Origin of the sequence: Rhodococcus sp. MS16 (assembly GCF_013277795.1) — a bacterium.
Lineage (GTDB): Bacteria > Actinomycetota > Actinomycetes > Mycobacteriales > Mycobacteriaceae > Rhodococcus_F > Rhodococcus_F globerula.
In genome coordinates, this window is record NZ_VBTM01000019.1 from 59114 (window position 1) to 82522 (window position 23409).

21 protein-coding genes are annotated in these 23409 nt (G+C 61.2%); 13 read left to right on the forward strand and 8 right to left on the reverse strand.

What is annotated here, in order from left to right:
• Positions 1 to 4 precede the first annotated feature (4 nt).
• Both FEZ60_RS29255 and FEZ60_RS29260 read right to left on the reverse strand, forming a co-directional pair.
• Positions 5 to 346, reverse strand: a complete 342-nt coding sequence (locus FEZ60_RS29255; RefSeq protein ID WP_033235895.1) for an Imm51 family immunity protein — start codon at positions 344 to 346, stop codon at positions 5 to 7.
• 43 nt (positions 347 to 389) lie between these two features.
• Positions 390 to 1031 (reverse strand): TetR/AcrR family transcriptional regulator, encoded by a 642-nt coding sequence (locus FEZ60_RS29260; protein WP_172937701.1) that lies wholly within the window; start codon positions 1029 to 1031, stop codon positions 390 to 392.
• 147 nt (positions 1032 to 1178) lie between these two features.
• Here FEZ60_RS29260 and FEZ60_RS29265 point away from each other — a divergent pair, with 147 nt between their 5' ends.
• Positions 1179 to 2111, forward strand: coding sequence for an oxygenase MpaB family protein (locus FEZ60_RS29265; RefSeq protein ID WP_095887727.1), 933 nt, complete (start codon positions 1179 to 1181; stop codon positions 2109 to 2111).
• An 83-nt stretch (positions 2112 to 2194) separates the two neighbouring features.
• Here FEZ60_RS29265 and FEZ60_RS29270 read toward each other — a convergent pair whose 3' ends face one another.
• Entirely contained in the window at positions 2195 to 3511 is a 1317-nt protein-coding gene (locus FEZ60_RS29270) for an HNH endonuclease signature motif containing protein (RefSeq protein ID WP_045066527.1), read from the reverse strand.
• Between the two features lie 268 nt (positions 3512 to 3779).
• Between FEZ60_RS29270 and FEZ60_RS29275 the strand changes: the two genes are divergently transcribed.
• From FEZ60_RS29275 to FEZ60_RS29285, 3 genes are read left to right on the forward strand one after another with little or no spacing between them, the layout of a single operon-like run.
• Entirely contained in the window at positions 3780 to 5555 is a 1776-nt protein-coding gene (locus FEZ60_RS29275; protein ID WP_172937728.1) for a multicopper oxidase domain-containing protein, read from the forward strand.
• A gap of 38 nt (positions 5556 to 5593) precedes the next feature.
• On the forward strand, positions 5594 to 6808 hold the full coding sequence (locus tag FEZ60_RS29280; RefSeq protein WP_172937702.1) for a CoA transferase: 1215 nt from the start codon (positions 5594 to 5596) through the stop codon (positions 6806 to 6808).
• A 1-nt stretch (position 6809) separates the two neighbouring features.
• Positions 6810 to 7706, forward strand: a complete 897-nt coding sequence (locus FEZ60_RS29285) for a hydroxymethylglutaryl-CoA lyase (protein WP_172937703.1) — start codon at positions 6810 to 6812, stop codon at positions 7704 to 7706.
• 14 nt (positions 7707 to 7720) lie between these two features.
• Here FEZ60_RS29285 and FEZ60_RS29290 read toward each other — a convergent pair whose 3' ends face one another.
• The gene (locus tag FEZ60_RS29290; protein WP_317544851.1) at positions 7721 to 9349 is read right to left on the reverse strand and encodes a multicopper oxidase domain-containing protein; all 1629 of its coding nucleotides are present in this window, start codon (positions 9347 to 9349) and stop codon (positions 7721 to 7723) included.
• Positions 9350 to 9736: 387 nt separating this feature from the next.
• Here FEZ60_RS29290 and FEZ60_RS29295 point away from each other — a divergent pair, with 387 nt between their 5' ends.
• Entirely contained in the window at positions 9737 to 10288 is a 552-nt protein-coding gene (locus FEZ60_RS29295) for a TetR/AcrR family transcriptional regulator (RefSeq protein ID WP_172937705.1), read from the forward strand.
• Positions 10289 to 10321: 33 nt separating this feature from the next.
• Here the strand turns inward: FEZ60_RS29295 and FEZ60_RS29300 are convergent, their stop codons facing one another.
• Both FEZ60_RS29300 and FEZ60_RS29305 read right to left on the reverse strand, forming a co-directional pair.
• Complete coding sequence (locus FEZ60_RS29300) at positions 10322 to 11377, reverse strand: lipocalin-like domain-containing protein (RefSeq protein ID WP_095887731.1); 1056 nt, start codon at positions 11375 to 11377, stop codon at positions 10322 to 10324.
• Between the two features lie 10 nt (positions 11378 to 11387).
• Entirely contained in the window at positions 11388 to 12638 is a 1251-nt protein-coding gene (locus FEZ60_RS29305; protein ID WP_172937706.1) for an oxygenase MpaB family protein, read from the reverse strand.
• A gap of 177 nt (positions 12639 to 12815) precedes the next feature.
• Here FEZ60_RS29305 and FEZ60_RS29310 point away from each other — a divergent pair, with 177 nt between their 5' ends.
• The 7 genes from FEZ60_RS29310 (at position 12816) to FEZ60_RS29340 (ending at position 20696) form a co-directional block, all read left to right on the forward strand.
• Complete coding sequence (locus tag FEZ60_RS29310; RefSeq protein ID WP_230590310.1) at positions 12816 to 13340, forward strand: TetR/AcrR family transcriptional regulator; 525 nt, start codon at positions 12816 to 12818, stop codon at positions 13338 to 13340.
• Positions 13337 to 14821, forward strand: coding sequence for an NAD(P)/FAD-dependent oxidoreductase (locus FEZ60_RS29315; protein WP_172937708.1), 1485 nt, complete (start codon positions 13337 to 13339; stop codon positions 14819 to 14821). Before FEZ60_RS29310 ends, FEZ60_RS29315 begins: the two co-directional genes overlap by 4 nt.
• The gene (locus FEZ60_RS29320) at positions 14818 to 16533 is read left to right on the forward strand and encodes a GMC family oxidoreductase (RefSeq protein WP_172937709.1); all 1716 of its coding nucleotides are present in this window, start codon (positions 14818 to 14820) and stop codon (positions 16531 to 16533) included. The genes FEZ60_RS29315 and FEZ60_RS29320 overlap by 4 nt, the downstream gene beginning before the upstream one ends.
• Complete coding sequence (locus FEZ60_RS29325; RefSeq protein WP_172937710.1) at positions 16517 to 17164, forward strand: hypothetical protein; 648 nt, start codon at positions 16517 to 16519, stop codon at positions 17162 to 17164. The genes FEZ60_RS29320 and FEZ60_RS29325 overlap by 17 nt, the downstream gene beginning before the upstream one ends.
• A 252-nt stretch (positions 17165 to 17416) precedes the next feature.
• Complete coding sequence (locus FEZ60_RS29330; RefSeq protein ID WP_045066537.1) at positions 17417 to 17905, forward strand: Fur family transcriptional regulator; 489 nt, start codon at positions 17417 to 17419, stop codon at positions 17903 to 17905.
• A 52-nt stretch (positions 17906 to 17957) separates the two neighbouring features.
• Positions 17958 to 19409: a catalase gene (locus FEZ60_RS29335; protein ID WP_172937711.1), complete on the forward strand. Its 1452-nt coding sequence runs from the start codon at positions 17958 to 17960 to the stop codon at positions 19407 to 19409.
• Positions 19410 to 19706: 297 nt separating this feature from the next.
• Positions 19707 to 20696 (forward strand): LLM class F420-dependent oxidoreductase, encoded by a 990-nt coding sequence (locus tag FEZ60_RS29340; RefSeq protein ID WP_033235910.1) that lies wholly within the window; start codon positions 19707 to 19709, stop codon positions 20694 to 20696.
• On the opposite strand, the gene FEZ60_RS29345 is transcribed toward FEZ60_RS29340, so the two are convergent.
• Positions 20593 to 21972, reverse strand: coding sequence for an ATP-binding protein (locus FEZ60_RS29345; protein WP_172937712.1), 1380 nt, complete (start codon positions 21970 to 21972; stop codon positions 20593 to 20595). The two genes, FEZ60_RS29340 and FEZ60_RS29345, sit on opposite strands and share 104 nt — an antisense overlap.
• Positions 21969 to 22673: a response regulator transcription factor gene (locus FEZ60_RS29350; RefSeq protein ID WP_092805847.1), complete on the reverse strand. Its 705-nt coding sequence runs from the start codon at positions 22671 to 22673 to the stop codon at positions 21969 to 21971. Before FEZ60_RS29350 ends, FEZ60_RS29345 begins: the two co-directional genes overlap by 4 nt.
• Before the next feature lie 167 nt (positions 22674 to 22840).
• On the opposite strand from FEZ60_RS29350, the gene FEZ60_RS29355 reads away from it, so the two are divergent.
• Complete coding sequence (locus FEZ60_RS29355) at positions 22841 to 23305, forward strand: hypothetical protein (protein ID WP_045066540.1); 465 nt, start codon at positions 22841 to 22843, stop codon at positions 23303 to 23305.
• The last annotated feature ends 104 nt before the right edge of the window (positions 23306 to 23409 follow it).

The window sequence follows — 23409 nt, forward strand, 5'->3', positions numbered from 1 at the left end:
AGTTCTAGTCGAGTTCGGAAATAGCGACGAGTCCGCCGAGGTACTCGGCATCCGAATACGCCTTGGCGAGAAGCACACCGAGTTCACCAAGAGCTTCGTGGTCGCCGCCGTACGCAACAAACATGCCCGCTTCGGGATCGGTGCCGAATCGGCCCTCAAGATGTGGTGCGTCGCGACCCACCACTGCATGGGCCACCGAAGCCCAGTCGTAGCCGGAACCTTCGAAGCCCTCTACCTGCTCGAATACCGCTGCCACCTTGCCGAAGTGCTGGTCGGTGAGCATCAGTGACCAGTTTCCGGGAGATGTTTCGAAGAGCTGCAGCGGTTCGATCGATGGTGATGTCATGCGTGTATTGAAGCAGATCCGACCGACAGGTTTCAGTGGTCTGCTAACGCCCGACCGACTGAGCGAGCGCAACGGCAAAGGCGGAAAGTCGTTCTCGGGTATACGTTTCGGGGTCGCTGACGGCCAACCGTCCGAGCATTTCGGCAAACGACATCATCGTGTGTGCGAGTAGGACCGGATCAAGGCCCTCGAGCTTCGGTTCGAGGGCAATCCCGGCGCGGGCCAGTTCTTCGGCGCGGGCGAAGACAGCTCCGCGAGAGAGCTTCAGCAAGCCGTGATACTCGCTGGGGGCGTTTTCGACAGACGTCAGAATCAGGCGCCAGCGCGTCGGGTTCTCGAGTACGGCGTCGACGAAGGCGCCAACGGTCCCGGTGTATGACGCCGCTGGGCCGAGCTCGCTCAGATCTGTTGGCATGGTTTCGAGCACCTGAGTGATGGCTCGCTCGTGCTCGCGGCGTAGGAGTGCGGCGACGAGATCGGTCCTGGTGTCGAAAATCGTGTAGAGGACAGGCTTGCCGACGCCGGCTTCGGCAGCGACGGATTCCATGCTGAGGTTGTGCAGGCCAACGCGGCCGGTGACCTCGAATGCTGCGTCGAGGAGCTGTTCGCGTCGTTGCTCGGGCGCCATGCGAGGGGCGTATTTGCGTCGCGGTGTGTCCGTTGTGTCTGCCTGTGACCTGGTCATCGTGTGCCTCACCTCCGCTCCCACCCTAATCTGCCTGCCACTTCTTCGTGAATAATACGCAACCGTTGTATTCGGCGTCCGCAATTGTTACGGTGGCGTTGTATTCAATGGTGGTTGGTGGGGCGGCAGAGATGAAGGGGACCTCGAATGTCTGGACTGGCTATGGATCGACCGCGAGAGGATTACGGCTTCTTCGGCCCTGGATCACCCAGTTGGAAGATCTGGGCCGCGCCGACAGCATTGATCGGCTTCCAGCGGTCGGTGGTGCTCGAGCACTTCGACCCCTTCCTTGCCGCGGCGGTGGCAGATATGAGTGGTATCTACAGTGATCCAGCGGGGCGACTCGACCGAACACTGGCATACTTCCTGACTGTCGCGACCGCCGACGGGCGGACGGCGATGGCCTTGTCCGACCATCTCATGACGGTTCATGCTCAGGCCACGGGCATCGAACCGATCACCGGAACTCGTTACAGTGCAAACAATCCGGCCTCGCAACTCTGGATCCATGTGACCGGTTGGCATTCGGTGCTCAAGTGCTACGAAATGTACGGTCCGGGTCCACTTTCTGCCGTCGAAGAGCAGCGGTACTGGGAGGAATGTGTAGTTGCCGCACAGTTGCAGACATGCAAGGCATCCGACGTTCCACGCTCCCGCGAAGAGGTACGTGAGTACTTTGCAGAGATCAGGCCGAGGCTGTGTACGTCCGAGCGCGCCGACCGAGCGATGCACTATCTGCTGAGAACGCCCAGGGCGCAGGGAAAGACGAAGTTCGCGACTTTCAGTCGATTGGTCGCGCCGGCAACAATCGCGACATTGCCGGGCTGGATGCGAACCATGGGTGGATTTGATCAACCGGCGTTGCTGGACAAGGCAATTGCACCGGCAGTGCGAACTGCGGTGCGTGTGGGTAGTTCGCCGAAGAATATGACCGCTGCTCTGAAAGTCATTGCGCCGATGACCGGCAAGGTATTGGAGCGCCATCTGCGTGACGAGCAACCTCTCGACCCGAGGGTTGTCACGCCGGCGGAAATTCGGGAGCGATTCCCGCGCATCACCAGAGTTCCGCAGGCAGTCTGACTGAACCCACGGCTTTTGGCACCGCATCGAGGTCTCCTTCGATGCGGTGCTCGGCCGTGTTCTGTTGTGCCTGAGACGTTTTCTCAGGTTCGATAGGTGTTGTTTGCCGGTCTTGGGTGTTGCTGCGGGTCGATCGCCGGCGGCGGAATGAACCAGGGTTTGTTGTCGGCGCCCATCCGGATCTCCCATTTGCCAACAAATCCGGTTTTGCGGTGCATGAGCCGATGATGTGAACGACACAGCAGGACAAGGTTGTTCATCACCGTCGGCCCGCCGTTCGACCAGTGACGGATATGGTGGGCGTCGGTCCACGCCGGCACGCACTCACACCCTGGGAAGGCGCAGCCTTTGTCCCGGGCGATCAATGCGACCCGTTGTTCGGCTGTGACCAATCGTTTTCCGGGTCTCGCATCGAGTGGCGCTCCGTGGTCGTCGAGTAGGACTGTCGACAGGAAGCAGTCGCAGCCGAGCAGTCTGGTCTGCGAGACCGACAGTGGTCCCATCCACGGCATGTGGCCCACGTCGAGATCGGAGAGGTCCGGATCGAGTGAAGCTTCTTCCTCTGCAACGGCTTCTTGCGCCGCGCAGTCTCGATGCTCGGCGAGATCTCGGGCATTGATGTGCACGTTCAGATGCGGCCGCTGGCCGCCGTCGATACCGGTTTTTGCGCAATCGAGATAGCGGCGGATCAGTTCGGTGAATCCGTCGGCTGTTCGCTTGGCTGCCGAACGGGCATCAGGAGTTCCGTCCGGTGCTGGGGTGGGCATGGTCAGATTCGACAGGGCAGAGAGTAGCATTTCGCCGGTGACGGCGTCGAAATCGCCTCGAACGACAACCCGACCGTTCAACGTCGACGCGATCCGGAGCTCGTTCCGGTCGATATCTTCGGCCGGTGGAATGTTGTCGGACTCGAACATTCGCTCCAACGTGGCGATGACGTACCGCAGCTTGGTTGTTGTCGCGTCGACTCCTGATGCCGCAGCCAGGAGAACGTCGATGCACTGGGGAAGTGCCTCGGCCGGCATTCCTTTTGGTGGGGACTCGCAGAACGAAATAATCAGTGCCGCATGATCAAACGAGCAATCTCCGGCGTCGAAGCGTTGTGCGACTGCGGGAAACGCCCGCAGTGCGACGCCAAGGGCGGCGATCTTGTTTCCGGCAGGGATCTGCAGCATCGTATTTGCTGCCAGCCATCGGCCGACGCCGCGGTAGCAGAGCACATGGTCGTCCGGGCGCAGCGAGAGTTCGTCGACCACGGCCACGCGGATCGCTTCGAGTCGCAAAATCTCCGCGCTCGCCTCGATTGCGGCCGAACGAAGGTCAGCTACCGGCGCTTGCCACAGCCTTGACCGTAATCCCACGGCAGAACCGGAAACCACATCTGACGTATCGATTCTCATTGAATTCCCCCGATCCGGATCCCCCGATCCGCATAACTCCATCCTAATCGAACACAGTTTCGAGTTCAAGGGTTTTCTCGAACTCTCGACTCGGTCTCGTCGATCAGGATGTCGAGTCCTCGGCGGAAGGCAGTCGGTGTTTGACCTCGAAGCCGCAGGGGTAATCCGGTCCGGATGCCGTCAGCGATAGGGGCCTGTAGTGGATGAACCTGTGGTGGGCAAGCCGCACAAGATCCGTCGACGCGCGGTGCTGCAGGGCTTGGGATTGATGGCAGGACTTGGCGCGCTGTCGGTGGGGTCCGCTTCAGCTCGGGAATCTGCGCACGCAGCTTTGCCTGACATCGACCCGCTGCGGCCGCTCCAATTGCCTTCGCCACGGTTGGAACCCTTTCGTGAGGCGCTGGTATTTCCGCCGAAATTGGCCGGTAGCGACCTGGAGCTTCGTGCCGCGTCGTCGATGCACCGGTTCCATCCTGACCTGGCGCCTTCGCCTTCGCTGGGGTACGGCGGGATGGACTACCTCGGGCCGACGATCGAGGCTCATGTCGAGCAGTCGTTAACGCTGCGGTACGCCAACGACATCACCACGCATCCTCTTGCCGCTGATGTGGATTCGCGTCTGCACGGTCTCAGCGACAACGATCGGACACAGGTTCCCACGTCGCTGCACCTGCATGGCGGTGTCACCGCGCCGCAGTACGACGGGAATCCCGAGTTGATTCAGCGTCCGGGCGAAGGATTGGTGCACGAGTTCGGCAATGCCCCCGGTAACGGGAATCCCAGCGGTAGCGGTAATCACTGGTATCACGACCACGCCATGGGGATGACTCGGCTGAACGTCTACGCGGGCTTGGCCGGTATGTATCTGCTTCGCGACAACTACGACACCGGTACGGCCGGCAATCCGCTCGGCTTACCGTCGGGGGAGTTCGAACTGCCACTGATATTGCAGGACAAGGTATTCACCTCCGACGGACGGCAAAGCGTCAGGTCGACGTGGACAACACCACAGGGTGCCTGGGATCCAGCGACGCCCGGAGACGTTGGCGTGGTGAACGGCGTTGTGTGGCCCAGAATCGAAGTGGCGCGGGGGTTGTACCGCCTGCGTGTCCTCAATGCCGCGTCGTACTCGGTGTGGAATCTGTACTTCGGAAATCGTATGCGATTCTGGGTGATCGGCTCCGAATCCGGATTGCTCGCAGCGTCAGCGCCGACGGATCATGTGCGTCTGAGCCCGGGCGAGCGGGTTGATCTCCTGGTCGACTTCGGCTTGCTCGAACCGGGTACCAGTGTGGAACTGCGCAACGATGAACCGGTGCCTTTGGCTGTGGCGCAACGCGGTACGCAGGTGATGCCCCTGTTCGCGCGGTTCGACGTGAGTAGCGCGAAGGGTTTCACCGGGTCGGTGCCGCAGCAATTGAGTTCCGCTGCCCCACCACCCCCGGCCGTGCCCGACGTAGTCCGCAATCTGACGATCATGCAACTGTCCCGGCCGTCGAGCTATCCGTCGATCACCATGTCGCTCAACAACTTGCGGTATACCGACTCGGATATCGAATTGCCGCGTCAGGGAACCGTCGAGCAGTGGAATCTGATCAACGTCACAACAGAGCCGCATCCGATTCACCTACACCTGGTGACTTTCCGGGTCTTGGGTAGGCAGAGCATCAACACACCTGCGTACACGGCTGCGTACCCGTTGCCGGATCTCGGGACGCGCTGGACGCCGTCGGCGGACGATTTCGTGACCTCGCCGATGCGGGCGCCGGAAGTGTGGGAGACGGGCGCCAAGGATACCGTCATCGTGGATGCCAACTCCATCACGCGCATCATCGTGCGCTTCCCGACGGCCGACGAACTGGGCTTCGATCCCGACGCCACGTTCCCCCGAGCTGCGGTGGTAGATCCTGCGATGAAGGAACCTGCGATGGAACACAGTGGACACGGTGGTGGATCAGGCGATCTGCAAGGGTACGTCTGGCACTGCCACATGCTCGATCACGAGGATCACGACATGATGTTGAGGTATCGGCTGGTGACGTAACCTTTCGTAGGGAGAGACGTTCCCACGAGGAGGCTGCTGTGTCGGAAGGTGCGCCCACCGGGCCCCTGGACGGATACCGGGTAATCGAGCTCGGCACGTTGATTGCCGGACCCTTCGCCGGGAAACTGCTCGGCGACATGGGTGCCGACGTGATCAAGATCGAGTCGCCGGATCGCCCAGACCCGCTTCGCACCTGGGGACAGGCGGAGCAGGACGGTCACCGATTCTTCTGGACGGTCCACGCCCGCAACAAGCGCTGCGTCACGCTGGATCTGCGGGTCGAGAAAGGTCGGGAACTGTTTCTGGATCTGGTCGAACACGCGGATGTCGTGGTCGAGAACTTTCGCCCGGGCACTCTCGAGAAGTGGGGTCTGGGGTTCGACGTGCTCAGCGAGCGCAATCCGAAACTGGTGCTGGCCAGAGTATCCGGGTATGGGCAGACCGGGCCGAAGGCCAAGAGCGCTGGGTATGCCTCGGTGGCCGAAGCTGTCAGCGGTTTCCGGCATCTGAACGGTTATCCCGGCCAGGCACCGCCGCGTATCGCACTCTCACTCGGGGATTCGCTCGGCGGGATGTTCGCGGTACAAGGTGTGCTGGCGGCGCTTCTGTCCCGTGAGCGAACCGGCCGCGGCCAGGTTGTGGACGTTGCACTCACAGAATCGTGTCTGGCAGTGCAGGAATCGACGATTCCCGACTACGATCGCGGCGGCATCATCCGTCAACCCTCGGGAACCAGGCTCGAAGGAATCGCGCCTTCCAACATCTATCAAACCTCCGAGGGAAACTGGGTGGTCATCGCGGCCAATCAGGACACGCTCTTCGTGCGGCTGTGCACGATAATGGGTCGACCGGAACTGGCGCAGGACGACCGATTCTCCAATCATGTTGCGCGCGGCAAACATCAGGACGAACTCGACGAGTTGATCGGCGCGTGGGTCGCGCTGCAGGACCCCAGCAGTCTGGTGGAGCGTCTGACGGAGGTGGGAGTTGTTGCCGGACCGATCAATACCGTCGAAGACGTGGTCAAGGATCCACAGTTGATCGAGCGCGGAATGCTGGTCGGTCACTACGACGACCGGATCGGTGAGGACGTCCTGGGCTTGGGCGTTGTGCCGACCTTCAGTGAGACACCAGGTTCTGTGCGGAATGCGGGAGCGTCGTCGCCGGGTCAGGACAACGCCTCCGTCTGGGGTGGACTCCTCGGGCTTTCGGACGACGAGCAGGCAACCTTGCTCGAGAAGGGAGTGATCTGACATGACGGTTACCGACGTCAGCATTCGTGAGGTGGGTCCGCGCGACGGGCTCCAGATCGAGGCCCCGGTGCCATTGTCGGAGAAACTTCGACTCGTAGAAGCTCTTGTTGCAACCGGTGTTCCGCGCATCGAGGCCACGTCATTCGTGTCACCGCGCGCCGTTCCGGCTCTAGCCGACGCAGAAGCGCTGGCAGCAGAACTGCACCGGTGGCCAGGTGTCGAGTTCTCCGCGTTGGTGGCCGGAATCGGCGGCGCAAAACGGGCGGTAGCGGCCGGTATGGGAACTGTCGAATATGTCGTCTCGGCCTCGAACGGTCACAGTGAAGCCAATACTCGGTCCACCACCGAGCAGGCTACCGAGCGTATCGGGGAGGTGGTCAAGATTGTTCACGACGCCGGAGGTCGAGTCGAAGTCATCGTTTCGACGGCGTGGGACTGCCCGTTCGACGGACCTACCCATCCTGATCGAGTGTTGCGGATTGCGGAGCAGGCCAGGGAATTCGGCGCCGATCAGTTCTCGATCGCGGATACTATCGGCACGGCAACTCCGGGGCGCGTCGCGCAGTTGATCGATGCGGTTGACGCCCATGTCGGCGACTACAACCTGGGCGTTCATTTTCACAACACACGCGGCAGTGGTCTTGCCTGCGCGCTGACAGCGGTGCAGCACGGAGTTCGGAACCTCGATGCCTCCACGGGTGGGCTGGGTGGTTGCCCGTTTGCTCCCGGCGCCAGTGGAAACATCGCCACCGAAGAACTGGTCTACATGCTGGGCGACATGGGCATTGCGACGGGGATCGATCTGGACGCGTCCATCCGCGCGGCAGGTGTCGCGGAAGAGATTGTGGGTCATGCCGTTCCCAGCAACCTCCTGCGAGCGGGTGACCGGATCAGGTAGCGGGAGCGTCGAGGTCATCGGACCGTACGATATTTCAGCATCATGTCGTGGTCCTCGTGGTCGAGAATATGGCAGTGCCACACATAGCCCTGGATCTGTTGTGCCGCAGTGTGATGGCCAGGGTGAGCTGGGTCGTCCGGGCTGAATAATGCGTCCGGATCGAATCCGAGTTCCTCGGCGGTGGGGAACCTTACGATGATTCGGGTGACGGTGCCGCCGTCGATCCGCACGGTGTCCTTCCATCCGGACTCCCACGGCGCCGGCCCGATCATGGGGCCCCCGAGAAATTCGTCGGCAGCAGGCGTCCACTTGTAACCGATAGGCGGTTGAGGATGTGCCGCTTGATATTCGAGGGTCTTCAAGGGTGCGCGTCCGAGAATGCGGAACATCACAAGGTGAAGGTGGATGGGATGTGGATCGGGCGTGATGTTGACGATGTCCCATTGTTCTACGGTGCCCTGCCGGGGCATTTCGATGTCGGTGCTGTCGAAGCGCAGATTGTTGAGAGACATGATGGCCGGAGGCAGGCGGAGTGCGTACGGCTGAGAGACGGTCACCGTTCGGATCACCGTGGGAACCTCGAGCGGCGGAAGCGCCGACGGTTGCCGTGCGCCGCCGCGAAGCGAGTTCGGCACAGTGCCGATGAACCCACGACGGGAATCGGCGACAAAACGGCAGAACACCGGCATCGCTACCTCGCCGAGCATTGCAGCCTGGAAGGGTGGTTGCTCGTCGTTGATCAATTCGACGGCATCACCTGCGCGGAAGCCGGTGAAATCCACGAGCACGTCGATGCGTTCGCCGGGTGAAAGCCGAAAGCTTGTCGTGCGTACCGGAGCGTCGAGTAGGCCATGTTCGTTGCCGATGACCGCGAAGTGCATCCCGTTGCTGAAGTGCAGGTTCCACACGCTGTACGACCCGGCATTGATGATGCGGAAACGGTACAAACCGCGTGCCACATTCATCCGCGGCCACACCTTGCCGTTAACCACACCGACGTCTCCGACGGCACCGCCCTCCCAGGAACCCTGCGGGACGATCGGGGTGGAACGCACGGATTGATACCCGTCGGCCGTGAAGATCTTCTCCTGGAGAATCAGGGGCATCTCGTACTCTTCGGCGGGTAGTCCCAGTGGGTTTCCCTCTCGGCCGGTGTCGAATTCGTCACGCAGGAAATACTGACCGGCCAACCCGGCGTAGACATTCAAGCGGGTGATGCCCATGGCGTGATCGTGGTACCACAAATGGCCCGCGTGCTGTTCGTTCGGAAAATGGTGAGTGATGCTGCGTCCGGGAGCTATGGCTAGAAGCGGATGCCCATCGCTGCCGGGTGGTGTGACACCGCCGTGAAGGTGCAGCGACGACGGGGGAGCCAGCCGGTGATCTTCGGTGACTCCGTGGATACTGGTGTCCATGTCGTCTGCCAGTGGATGGCGTTCGAGCCGGTTGGTGAAGTTCAGTGTGAGTGCCTCTCCGACATGGCATTCGATGGTGGGGCCCAGGTAGTGGTCACCGCCGAACCCCAGCGACGGCACAGCATCGAAATCCCGGTGGAATTGGTGGCGGTGTACAGCGGCGTCGAGTGAGAGAGTGGTTCCGGAAATAACACGCGGCCGGGGGAGTTCGTCGACGAAGGGCGTCATGGGAGGTGAGTGAAAGATCAGTGGACTGCGCAGTTCGCTCCGGGTCGGAGTATGCGTAGCCGACACCAAAGCCGCGCTGGTTCCAGCGAGGCCGATCGCACGAAACAAAGCACGCCTCGTGAACCTTTGGCTCACCGATTGCACCTCCTCCGAGATTCAGTCTTCCATACCGCACCGTATGGTATGGACGTCAGCTATGTCCACAACTCGGTGAAATACAGCTCGGTGCAGAAGAATTCGAAACACCCGCGGCGTAGGTCAGGCAACGAACTGGCGCCGTAAAGGTGGACGTGGTGTCGCGCAGTGATGCGATGGACCAGCCGTAGGCATCTATGATCGAGGAGTGAGAGTGAGAACTGAACGCGCCCGCGAGAACGGCCTGCGCTGATGGCGCGGGCCAACCGTCTGAGCGTCGAGAGTTGGCTCGACGCGGCCTTTGATCTTCTCGTGCGAGAGGGGGTTTCCGGGGTCAAGATTTCCACGTTGTGCGACGAACTCGGAGTCACGAAAGGCAGCTTCTACTGGCATTTCGACGATCTCGGCGCGCTGATGGAAGCGATGGCCGACTATTGGTGCGGCACACAGAACGACGCTGTGCGAGGGCTCGCGTCCGTCGAATCAATTCCGGTGGAGCAGCGATTCGAGATGATGGCCCAACTGCTGATCGACGAGCGCAATTGGTCCGTCGAGATCGCGGTGCGAGAATGGGCACGAAGTGACGAGAAAGTAGCCGAGGCTGTACATCAGCTCGATCAACGAATCTTCGATATCATCCAGGAAGCACTGTTGGAGTTGAATTTTGACGCCGAAGGTGCGCGCCTGCGGGCAGGTGCTCTGGTGTATGCCGGAATCGGATTCGTGCACGGCCGAGGAAGTCTCCCGACGCCCACCAGCGCCGAACTCCGAAAAATCTTCACGCTGCTGACGCAGGAAAGCTGATGGCGCAACGTCCACACTCGAATGCCTCATCGCTCATTTGAGCGCAACCATCTCGTGCAGAGTTGATCCTGTCCGCTCGATCATTTCCCCGTCGATCGTCACCTTCAGAACGAAGTCGGAACGGAAACGAAAATATCCGGGGCGGCCGAGAAGTCGATTCAGTACGGGCTTGACCAGTCGGGTTCGGGCTACCGGAACGTCAGCCAGGAAGTCGTGCGCATGAACTACCTCGCGCACCGTCAGCGTGAGATCCACCGACCCCGGAATGTGCAGACGCAGCGTCGACGGAAACGAGCGATTCGCGACGTCGTGGAAGACCGTCGGCCCTTCGGTCATTTCCAGTTCACCGTTGCTCAGAACGACACTGTCACCGCGGGCCAGCATCAGCGGCAGCGACCAGTGCTCGCCGTATTTCTTCTGGGTGTGCACGGTGGCGTAGACCAGTGAGAAGTCGTCGACATACAACCGCCCCCAGTACCAGCGATCGATGATCCGCTTCATGTCCCCGACGCCCCAGTTGTGGTCGTGATAGCCGCGACCACGGGCATCGAGTGTGGCGCCGCCGATAGTGACGGTGCCCGTCACCGAGGCGCGCGGTGCGCCGACAACCCAGGCGAAGAACTCGGTGTCCCCGTACGTGGTCTGTCCGCGTCCGGGCATCCAACTCGGTACCTCGTTGCGAAATTCGAGATCGAACACAATGTCTTCTTCTTCGAGATGCACTCTGTGTACCGGCAGGTCTCCCGAATCGAATTCGGCTACAGCGCTGTTCGGGCCTATCCGAACATCGCACTTGTCCGTTGATGCACTGACGTCGGCGGAGGAATACGGCTTGACGACTTCCCGGCGCGTACCGTCCGGGGAATAGATATGGATTTCGATTCCGGGTTTGCGATTGACGAGTTCGCGCAGTTGTAGCATCGCAACCACGATGTGCCCACTGTCGAGGTGAGCGTCGAAGTACCAGTGTTCGAAAGCAAACTTGTTGTCTGATGGATGCGCGCCGTTGTCGCTCGGGTGCGTTCGAGTGATCTCACCGTCTTTGCGTCCCGGTCCGTTCCACGCTTCCACGATATTCATTGTCGTCATCGAGCGACTCCTATCGTCGTAGTGCGCCACTTGCATCGAATGTGGCCTCGCGGCCCTTCATTTGTGCCTGGTACCAGTTTTCGCGGTGCTTGACCATCACCTTTTCCACGATCGCGCCGGTTCCGGGGACGCAGCGCCTGATCAATTCCATCGCGGTGATGAGTGGCAATCTCAGGACGGGTATGAATAGCCAGGGAATGACACCGGGCATCCGGTACTTGCGCCGTGTACCAGGGGCCATGAAGATCGCGGCGTACACCGAATTGATGCGAAAGTTGTACGCCTCTCGTAGCCGGGTGAGTCCGCGGTGGCCGTCGCGTGGCGCAAAAGCCTTCGGGTAACTCTCGATCAACTCACTGCCGTGCTTGCCGGAGTCGTAGGACCGCGACACGATCGTCATGGCCAGTGCGCGTAGGGAATCCGTGGCAGTTTCCGGGTACCACGTGGTGCGCACCCCCAAAAGGTGTCCCATGTACTTCTGGAAGTGGATCAGAGCCCGGATCTCGGACGGCGTCGTGTGGTAGCCGAGTGTCCACAGTGCGAGGCCAGGGGTGACGCTGCCGGCGATCAAAGTCAGGAGCATGTAGCTCTGACTGATAGGAAGCCCCCACTTCGAGGTATCCCATTCCGGGTGATTGGCTACTCGCGACCGCACGGACACGTGCATCACGCGAACCTTGAGAGCTGTTGCGCGACCGGCAGATCCAGGTTGGAGAAGTGCTCTCGGTTGGGATACGTCGATCCAGAATCGGCAGGTTTCGAGGAACCGGCGCAATGCGTTGTCGCCCGCATACCCGCCGGCGAGGGAGAGCGGCGTGGCAACTGCGGATTCGGTGTAGATTTCCAGTGTTTCCGCTCCTGCGAAACTGAACAGCATTGTGCCCCAGCGCCGCCAGATTGCAGCGCCCTGCTCGACCAGTGCCGGATCAACCCAGTCCGGTACCGTTTCGAATTCCTCGAACAGTGCGCGCATGGATTCCGGAGCGTCCGGCACGGCGTCGAGGCCATGGGTAAGGGCGGTTTCGAGCATGGCGCGGCCGGTTTTCGCCCCGGTCTCGCCGCGATAGACCTCGTCGACAAATCGTTCGGCGACGGGATCTCCAGTGAAGAGATCATTACAGAACTGTTGTGCCTGTTCGGTAGTGGGGAAGATGTCGGCACCGGTCAGCTTTTTGACGATTGTGCGTGCGCGAGCAATTCCGGGTTTTTGTATGCCTTCCCAATAGGGGAATGCCGTAGGGGTTCGATCGCTTGCTGTCATGTCACCGCCTGATAGCAGAGTCGCGAGATTAACCATACTATACCGTATGGTACTGATTGAGAAAGTTTATTTGAAGTCAGCCTGGACTGTTTTATGTTTTCGATCTACAGTCATCATGTGACCGAGACCACTTCCGATGTGAAAGTAAGCCGTACGCAGGCAGAACGTACAGCCACGATGCGTGGGCGACTACTCGACGCAGCCATTGAATCGCTGGTCGAACTGGGTTACGCGCGGACAAGCACCCAGGAGATCGCTCGGCGAGCGGGTGTATCCCGCGGTACTCAGCTCCATCATTTCCCGACCAAGGAATCTCTGGTCGTCGCCGCTGTCGAATACCTGGTGGACAAACGGCTGGCGGAAATCCTTTCGGCAGAGGTGGACAGTGGCCGCGGACTGGAGATACTGGCCGACGCGTTTTCCGGTCCACTGTTCTATGCAGCCCTCGAACTGTGGGTGGCGGCGCGCACCGACCCCGCACTGCATGCGGCGACTGTGCCACTCGAGCGCAAGGTGAGTGAGGCGCTCGAGTTCGGTAGCGCCGAAGTCTTCGGTGATCGCTTCGACTCCGAGGCAGTCGAATTGACTGTCGAACTTGTCCGAGGGCTTGCGGTGTCAGCCCTGTTCCGTACCCCGGAAGCCGACGAAGCGCTGCGCGCGCGGCTGCTACCGGCCTGGCAATCCCGAGTGGAGAACAAGTGAAACTTCCCGAACATGTCGAAACACTGATCGTCGGTGCCGGATTCGCCGGTATGGGTCTGGCGGCCAGAGTTCTTCGCGATGACCCGGCAGCGGATGTGGTGTTGATCGAGCGAGCCGCCGACGTCGGTGGCACGTGGCGAGACAACACCTACCCCGGTTGTGCGTGTGATGTGCCGACGGCGTTGTACTCGTATTCCTTTGCCCCGAGCGCAGACTGGAGTCATACCTTTGCACGTCAGCCCGAGATCTATGCCTACCTGAAGAAGGTGGCCGCCGATACCGGCGTGGGAGATCGAGTGGTTCTGAACTGCGAACTCGAGGCCGCGATCTGGGACGAGGGAATGTCACTGTGGCACATACAGACGTCCCAAGGAGCGTTGACGGCGAAGGCTCTGGTCGCTGCGACCGGAGCGCTGTCCACGCCCAAGGTTCCCGACTTTCCCGGTCTCGACCAATTCTCCGGTACCACTTTCCATTCCGCGACGTGGAACCACGAGCACGACCTGCGCGGTGAGCGCATCGCGGTGATCGGTACCGGCGCCTCGGCAGTGCAATTCGTTCCCGAAATTGTGGAGGAGGCTACTCATGTCACCGTGTTCCAGCGAACTCCTGCCTGGGTGATTCCGCGGGCGGATAGATCACTCCCCCCAATTCAAAAGGCTCTGTACACCAAGGTCCCCGCTGCGCAGAAGGCTGTTCGCGGTACCGTCTACGGCTTTCGGGAAGCTTTGGGTGCGGCGATGTCGCATGCCACCTGGGTTTTACCGGCTTTCGAGATGGTGGCAAAGGCGCACCTGCGTCGGCAGGTGAAAGACCCCGGGTTGCGCCGGAAATTGACTCCCGATTTCACCATCGGCTGTAAGCGAATGCTCCTGTCCAACGACTGGTTGCGAACTCTCGATCGGGCGGACGTGAGCCTAGTCGACAGTGGGCTCGTCTCGGTCACCGAAGACGGAGTGGTCGACGGGCACGGAATCGAGCACAAAGTCGACACCATCATTTTTGCGACGGGATTCACGCCGACGGAACCACCTGTCGCACACCTGATAACGGGGAGGAGCGGTGCAACGCTGGCCGAACAGTGGAACGGTAGCCCCAGCGCGTACAAGGGAACGACGGTCAGCGGCTTCCCGAATCTGTTCCTGATGTACGGTCCCAACACCAACCTCGGCCACAGCTCGATCGTGTACATGCTCGAGTCTCAGGCCGAGTACGTCAACGACGCGTTGAACACCATGAAGCGGGAGGGGCTCGACGCCCTCGACGTCAATGAGTCGGTACAGGTGCAGTACAACAAGGGAATTCAGCACGAATTGAAGCGCACGGTGTGGAACAAGGGCGGCTGCTCGAGTTGGTACATCGATGCGGAGGGGCGTAACTCGGTGCAGTGGCCGACGTTCACTTTCACATTCCGTTCTCTGCTGGGGAATTTCGATCGGGAGAACTACTCGGCCCGGAAGATCGAAAGCGTCGAGGCATGACGGCAACGCACTACGACGTCGTAGTCATCGGGTCGGGGTTCGGCGGTAGCGTCGCCGCTCTTCGTCTGACGGAGAAGGGCTATCGCGTCGGAGTGCTCGAGTCTGGTCGCAGATTCGTCGACGACGAGCTCCCCGAAACCAGCTGGCGTCTGCGAAAGTACTTGTGGGCACCGTGGATCGGGTGCTACGGGGTTCAACGTATTCACCTGCTCCCGGATGTTCTGGTCATGGCGGGTTCCGGAGTTGGTGGCGGATCACTCAACTACGCCAACACCCTGTATCAGCCGCCCAAGCGGTTCTTCGAGGATCGTCAATGGGCGCACATCACCGACTGGCATGACGAGTTGGCGCCGTACTACGACCAGGCGAAACGAATGCTCGGGGTGCGAACCAACCCTTCGTTCACGCCCGCCGACGCCGTCATGAAGGAAGTCGCGGAAGAAATGGGTGTGGGCGAGACATTCACGTCTACCCCTGTTGGAGTCTTCTTCGGGGACGCCGGAGTGTCGGTGCCCGATCCGTTCTTCGGAGGCAAAGGACCGGAGAGAACGGGGTGTACCGAATGCGGTGGCTGCATGACGGGGTGCCGTGTCGGTGCGAAGAACACATTGGTCAAGAATTATCTGCACTTGGCCGAACATGCCGGGGCGCGAGTTCATCCGCTGACCACTGTGCGGGAACTTCGGCCACGCAAGGGCGGTGGGTATCAACTTCTCGCGCGCCGGACCGACGGTATTCGAAAGCGCGAACAGATTTTCACCGCCGACCAGGTGGTAGTGGCTGCTGGTACCTACGGGACAGCGCGATTGTTGCTCGGGATGAAGGAATCCGGAGCGCTGCCGCATCTGTCGAATGCACTGGGCACTGTGGTTCGCACCAATTCCGAAGCGGTGCTTGCGGCAACATCGAAGTCCCGTCGACGCGATTTCACGCAGGGCGTTGCGATCACGTCGTCGTTCCATCCGGACGATCACACGCACATCGAACCCGTGCGATACGGCAAGGGTAGCAATGCAATAGGTCTCCTGCAGACTGTTCTCAGCGACGGCGGCGGCAAGGTGCCGCGAGTCCTGAAGACGCTGGCAGTTGCCGCACGTCACCCGAGCGCATTTGCCCGGTCTTTATCTGTGCGGAACTGGTCCGAGCGGACTGTCATCGCGCTGGTCATGCAGACGGACGACAATTCGCTCGAACTGTCCAAGAACACAAGAAGGTTCGGGCGTTCTCTGACCAGTCGCCCCGGCCCCGGTGATCCGCCACCGACGTGGATTCCACAAGGTCACACTGCTATTCGTAAAGTTGCGCAGAAGATTGACGGTGATCCAGGTGGTTCCATCGCCGAAATCGTGAATATTCCGATGACGGCACACTTCCTCGGTGGGTGCGCGATAGGTGATTCGCCGTCGACCGGCGTGGTAGATCCTTATCTGCGCGCCTACGGGCACAACGGGTTACACGTGATGGACGGCTCGGTGGTGAGTGCCAATCTCGGTGTGAACCCCTCGCTGACCATCACCGCTCAAGCTGAGCGGGCGTGCGCGCTGTGGCCGAACGCCGGCGGAGATGACGCCCGGCCGGCTGTAGGTGATCCGTACGTTCGGCTCGTCCCGACGCCGCCGTCCAATCCGGTAGTGCCCGAGCATGCTTCGGGCGCCCTGAGACTTCCCCTGATTTTTCCAACCGAGAAGGTGCCCGATGTGGAGCGTCCCTGAATCTGCAAGCGAACGCACGGACTGGCCGGCGAGTGATCCGCCGCCGTGGCCGGCGCGGGTGCGGGCCACGTTGTGGTGGCATCGGAGCACGTCGGCGGCACGTGAACTCGGGCCGGAGGGCAGAACTATCCCGATGACCTTGGCGATGATGGTCGATTATCTGGACTCTCCGGTGGGGCCGTATCGAGAAATCTTGGCGAGTCCGGTCCTGCGGGCGCCGGGTAGGCGGATCGGGCCGATGCCTCGGATGGCGGTGCCCTTCATCGCGGTGGATTCGGAATCTTCGGTGCACGGTGGCCGCACCCATTGGGAACTACCGAAGGTTCTCGCGCAGTTCGACGGGGATGTCCTGGGCCGTGTGGCTGCGAAGGGGGACGGTTGGCAGGTGAACACCACTGCGCGGGCAAAGGGGCCGCGCCTGCCCATCGTAGGAGCTCTGGGCTTTGCGCAACCCACCGAGGGTGGTCGGTTGGCTCTCGCGTCGGCGCGGCTCACGGGCAGATTCCGTTACGCGCGCGTCGACGTCGAATCCGAGGGATCGACCTTGCCGAACTGGCTGGTAGCAGGCTCGCACCACGGAATCGTCATCACGGACGGAAGGATGAGGACGGGCCCCGCCAAGCGCGTCTAGACCGAGAAAAAGGTGAAGGCCGTACAGCAAAACGCTGTACGGCCTTCGGCGTCGACGCCCCACAGGCGCCTCTCGGCGGTAGGTCGCTCGCAGCGACAATGGGGTGGGGCCCGGGGCTTGTTCGGGCGCCGACGGAGTGATCAACGGACGCCCGAGCTGTTTTGTTCCCTGGCCAAGGCTATGAGCCGCGTCACTTATTTGGTTAGGGAACCCTTTTCTTGACTAATTCCAGAAAAGGCGCATACTGGAACCATGCAAGATGACGGGCAGGATCTCGACCTCCGGGCGCAACTGCGTGCGGCCGGGTTGCGAGTCACTGCGCCTCGTCTTGCAGTTCTGAATGCGGTTACAGCCCAACCGCATTCGGACGCAGATTCTGTTGCAGCGCAGGTGCGGCAACAGTTGGGATCCGTATCCACCCAGGCCGTTTACGACGTGCTGAAGGCATGCGTAAGCGCAGGGTTGCTACGACGCATCGAGCCTGCGGGTTCACCCGCACGATTCGAGACGAGAACCGGGGACAACCATCACCACCTCGTCTGTCGTAGCTGCGGCAAGGTCGTCGACGTCGATTGTGTTGTCGGCCAAGCTCCCTGCCTTGAACCGTCCGACCGTCACGGCTTCGAGATCGATGAAGCCGAGGTCGTGTTCTGGGGCCGTTGCAACGATTGCCTGAAGAGTTCTGCCGAGTCGGGCATTGTTTCCGACGCGGTTTCACAGAATCACGATGCAGCCCGCTAGCAGTACGGCCCATATTGCCGCACAGCCCATTTGACTTTTAGGAGGCTTCGCCATGACCAAGCCCACCACGAACAACTTCGGTATTCCCGTAGCCAGCGACGACGAGTCGTTGACTGCAGGTACTCAGGGACCGGTCCTGCTTCACGACCACTACCTGATCGAGAAGCTGGCCCAGTTCAACCGTGAGCGCGTCCCGGAGCGCGTCGTTCATGCCAAGGGCGGCGGCGCTTTTGGTGAACTGGTCATCACGAACGACGTCAGCAAGTACACCAAGGCCAAGTTCCTGCAGCCCGGGAAGAAGACCGAGTCGCTGGTGCGTTTCTCGACCGTCGCCGGTGAGCAAGGTTCTCCGGACACATGGCGCGACCCGCGCGGTTTTGCCATGAAGTTCTACACCGAAGAGGGCAACTACGACCTCGTCGGCAACAACACTCCCGTGTTCTTCATAAAGGACGCCATCAAGTTCCCCGACTTCATCCGTTCGCAGAAGCGTCTGCCGGGTTCGGGTCTGCGCGATCACGACATGCAGTGGGATTTCTGGACTTTGCGTCCCGAATCCGCGCACCAGGTGACGTGGCTGATGGGCGACCGCGGCATTCCGAAGACGTGGCGCAACATGGACGGCTTCGGCTCGCACACGTACCAGTGGGTGAACGCCGCCGGTGAGCGGTTCTGGGTGAAGTACCACTTCAAGACCGATCAGGGCATCGAGTTCCTGACGCAGGCCGAGGCAGACAGCCTCGCCGGCAGCGATCCCGACTACCACCGCGCGGATCTGTACAACGCAATCGAAGACGGCAACTTCCCGAGCTGGACGATGAACGTTCAGATCATGCCGGTCGACGAGGCCGAGGGCTACCGCTTCAACCCGTTCGACCTCACGAAGGTGTGGTCCCAGAAGGACTACCCCCTTATCGAGGTCGGCAAGTGGACTCTCAATCGCAACCCGGAGAACTTCTTCGCGCAGATCGAGCAGGCGTCGTTCGAGCCGTCGAACGTCGTGCCGGGCATCGGTTTCAGCCCGGACAAGATGCTCCTCGGCCGTGTGTTCTCCTACGCCGACGCCCATCGTTACCGCATCGGCACCAACTACGCCGATCTGCCGGTCAACGCACCGAAGAACGAGGTGAACTCCTACTCCAAGGAGGGCGCCATGCGTTACAGCTTCAACTCGCCGTCGACGCCGGTGTACGCGCCGAACTCGTACGGCGGACCGCACGCCGATCCGTCGGTTGCCGGTGACGAAGGCCTGTGGTCGTTCGACGGTGAAGCAGTTCGCGCCGGATACATCGAGCACGCTGAGGACGGCGACTTCACTCAGGCCGGAACCTTGGTCCGTGAGGTCCTCGACGACGCAGCGCGTGAGCGCCTCGTGAGCAACATCGTCGGTCACGCAAGTGCCGGAGTAAGCGAAGCAGTTCTGCTGCGCGTCTTCGAGTACTGGAAGAACGTGGACGCCGATCTGGGCAAGCGCGTCGAAGAAGGTGTGCGCGCCGGTCAGTAGCGGCCAATCCTCGTACGTAAGAATGCGGGCCGCTGCAAGGGAATCCAACTCCTTGCAGTGGCCCGCATTTTTCTCGTTCTACAACAGCCCCCACCAGTAGAACAGCGTTGCAAGAATGAATTCGACGACAAAATCCACGACGATTCTCCTTCACTTTTCACGTACATTCCATGATCCGCGCCAGCCGAGACTGTTTCGACTGAGGCTTCGGCGGGCAGTCGAGTCGTAGGACTGTCAGTGCGGCCAATTCGGCACTGCGCAGCCCTTTCGGCACTCGGGTTGAGGAGATGATCGGCCATGATGCGTATCGGCTACACGTTGATGACGGAGCAGGCTGGGCCAAAGGACCTGGTCCGACATGCGGTTCGGGCCGAGCAGGCCGGGTTCGACTTCGAGGTGATGAGTGATCACTACTCGCCGTGGCTGACCGAACAGGGGCACGCCCCGTACGCCTGGTCCGTTCTCGGAGCGATTGCGCACGCCACCGGATCGGTTGATCTGATGACGTATGTGACGTGTCCGAGTATTCGCTATCACCCCGTGGTGATCGCTCAGAAGGCCGCGACGGTGCAGATACTCGCGGATGGGCGGTTTACGCTCGGATTAGGGACCGGCGAGTGTCTCAACGAGCATGTGGTCGGTGACGGATGGCCGTCGATCGATGCCAGGATGGACATGCTGGAGGAAGCGGTTGCCATCATTCGGGCGCTGCATTCCGGAGATCTGGTGACCTGGAAGGGTGAGTACTTCGACGTTCAGTCGGCACGTATCTGGGACTTGCCCGAAATTCCTGTCCCACTCGCGATTGCGATGTCCGGTGACAAGTCCGTCGAGCGATTCGGGCCGATGGCGGACGATCTGATCGGTGTGGAACCTGATTCGCGGCTCGTTCATCAATGGAAGCATGTTCATGGTCGCGCGTTCGGACTTCCTCCGGCGCGCACGGCAATCGGTCAGATTCCGATTTCCTGGGATGACGATCGAGACGTCGCCATCGCCAGGGCCCATCAGCAGTTCCGATGGTTCGGTCTCGGCTGGCCCGTCAACTCCGAGCTGCCGACCCCGGCCGGGTTTGCTGCCGCGTCGCAGTTCGTCCGCAAAGAAGATGTGGCAGAAAACATCCCGTGCGGTCCAGATCTCGACGCGATCGTCGAAGCGGTCAAAGCCTACAAGGATGCGGGCTTCACCGATGTGGCGCTGGTGCAGATCGGTGGCGATACGCAAGACCGCTTTTTCGACGAGGCTGCAAAACCGCTGTTGGAGGCCCTGCACGTCGAATTGGGTTGATGGAGAAGGTCAATCGGGTTCCGCCGAGAGGGCTTGCGTCGAGTCGTGCGCTGCCACCGTGCAATTGAGCCTGTTGAGCGACAAGGGCAAGTCCGAGGCCGCTCCCGGACTCGCCTGCGCCGGTTCCGCGAACAAAGCGTTCGAACATCGCTTCCCTCTCGGCCGGGGCTATCACGGTACCGTTGTCGTCGACGAAGATCGTAGCGGATCCCGTGCTTACCCCGGCCCGGACGGTGATTTCGACCGCGTCGGCGTGGCCGTGCCGGACGGAGTTGGTAACGGCGTTGGTCAGCACCAGACGAATGCCTGCGGGAAATGCCTGGACCGAAAGCTCTTCCGGCGCTGTCAAACGAACGTCGACCTGGGGGTGCAGTCGAGCGACATCTGCGAGGGCGCGATCGGCTACCTCCACGAGATCGACGTCGGCGCAATCCTTCGGATCGGCCACGTCACCCAGGGCGAGTGTTTCCAGATCGGTGAGGGTGCGCTCGATCTGGCGCTGCGCCTCCAACAACTCGCCGGCCAGTTCGCGGCGTTGACTTTCCGTGAGGTCCAGCGTCGCGAGAACTTCCAGATCGGTGCGCATCGACGTCAGCGGGGTACGCAGCTCGTGAGCGGAGACGCGAGCGAAATCGCGTGCCGACTCCAGCGCTTCCTCGGTGCGGCTTCGATCGCTTTCGATCCGGCTGAGCATGCTGTGGATTGCTTCGGACAGTTCCTCGGCTTCGCGCGTCCCACGGACTGACGGTGCCCGGAGGGAGAGTCCTTCGACGTCGAGGTTGTTGCCGATCGAACTGGTGGTCTCGGTCAATTGCTGCAGGGGGCGGACAGCTCGGCCGGTGAGCAACCAACCGAGCCCGGCCGCGGCGAGAATCGCGACCACTGCCGCAGCCGCCACCTGGAACTGCTGCTCGCGGATTGCCTGCGCGAGTGGATCTTCGGGGATGGTGACGGCCAGTGCAGCTCCGCTGTCGCCCGGGAGGAGCACATCTCGACTGCGGACGTCGGTAGTAGCCAACGCGCTGATATCCGTGGCATTTAAGCCGGGGTCGACTACGAGCGGTTGTGTTGTTGCGGTGGGTGACTCGAACAGAATTGCAGCCGGAGAACTCGACGCAATGCCGAGAGTGACCGAATCGAGAGTGCGTTCCAGTTGTTCGGAGCCGCCCACGCGCAGGAAGACCGCAAACGCAATTCCGATCGCGGCAATGACGATGCCGGCGGCCAGACCCGACGCGATGGCTACTCGGGTCTGCAGTGACAGCGGCCGCTTCACCGTTCGGCCCTCAAGACGAAGCCGACCCCGCGGACTGTGTGGATTACCCGAGGTGCACCGTCGATCTCGAGTTTCTTGCGTAGGTAGGTGACAAACACATCGACGACATTGGTGTCGGCGGCAAAATCGTAGCCCCAGACGAGTCGCAGGAGTTGTGCGCGGTTCAGCACCACGCCGGCATGCTCGGCGAGGACGGACAACAGGTCGAATTCTCGTTTGGTGAGTTCGATTCGCCGGCCGCCGATATGGGCGCGATGACCGCGGAGATCCACCGTCAGAGGTCCCACCGTGATCGGGTGATCGAGAGTCGGGGCGCTTCGCGTCGTTCGTCGTAGCAAGGCGCGCAGTCTGGCAACAAGCTCCGCCAACTCGAAAGGCTTGGTGAGGTAGTCGTCGGCGCCCGCCTCCAACCCGGCAATGCGATCCCCCACCGAACTTCGGGCGCTGAGTACACAAATCGGAACTTCGTTGCCGATCGCCCGCAAGGCTGTCACCACCCCGACACCGTCAAGGCCGGGCATGTTGACATCGAGAACGAGGGCAGACGGGCACTGCTTGCTCACCGAGGCCAAGGCAGAACGGCCGTCTACCGCTGTTGCCGTGTCGAAGCCGGACAGTCGCAGTCCACGTTCGAGCGAATTCAGTACCTTTGCGTCGTCGTCAACGATCAGGATGCGCTCGCGTGTACTCACCCCAGCCATAGTGCCACCGGATTTCTGTCGACGGTCTCGCGCCGAGCGAGGGCCACCGCTTTCTCATCAACTCCTAAGAAACCGACAACAGATCTGCAGGGTTGGCTTCATAGCCTCGGGTTTCTCGGATGCGACCGCGCCGAGAATTCGAGAACGTTCGATCAAGGAGAGCAACGATGACGCGATTGACAGTGAACGGCAAGCGGGCCAGGCGGACCGGTGTGGTGGTGGCGTCCATGGCGGTACTCGGGCTGGCCGTGACTCCGGGAATCGCTTGGGCTTCCAACCCCATTGCCGACGGATCGCCGGTGGCCGTGCGATCCATCGCGACTGCTCCGTCCGAGCCCGGTGTGGAACCGGAAGCAGCGTGCGGTGCCGCGACGCCGATTTCCGACGAGGAGCTGCAGAAGCTCATCGACGAGGGCAAGGTTGTGCGCGCGGAGGAGGCCGGTACAGCGGCGCTCACGATTGAAGTACCGAGCGAAGCTGCGACCTTCATTGCACGTGAGGGAATGCCGGCGCTGCCGACCGTCGAGTGGGCCCCGGCGATCGAGGGTGTTCCGGCAGAAGTACTCGACGTGGCCGGGGTCGCTCCGCTGGTTGAAGGGGTTGCTCTGTCTTGCGCTGTCGCCGCGGGGTGACACGCGAAATAGCTCAGCGGGGTGACACGCGAAAGGAGCTACGCATGAACCGTTTTGACCGGGAACGGTACGACCGTACTGAACTCGAGAACGACGACGGTGAA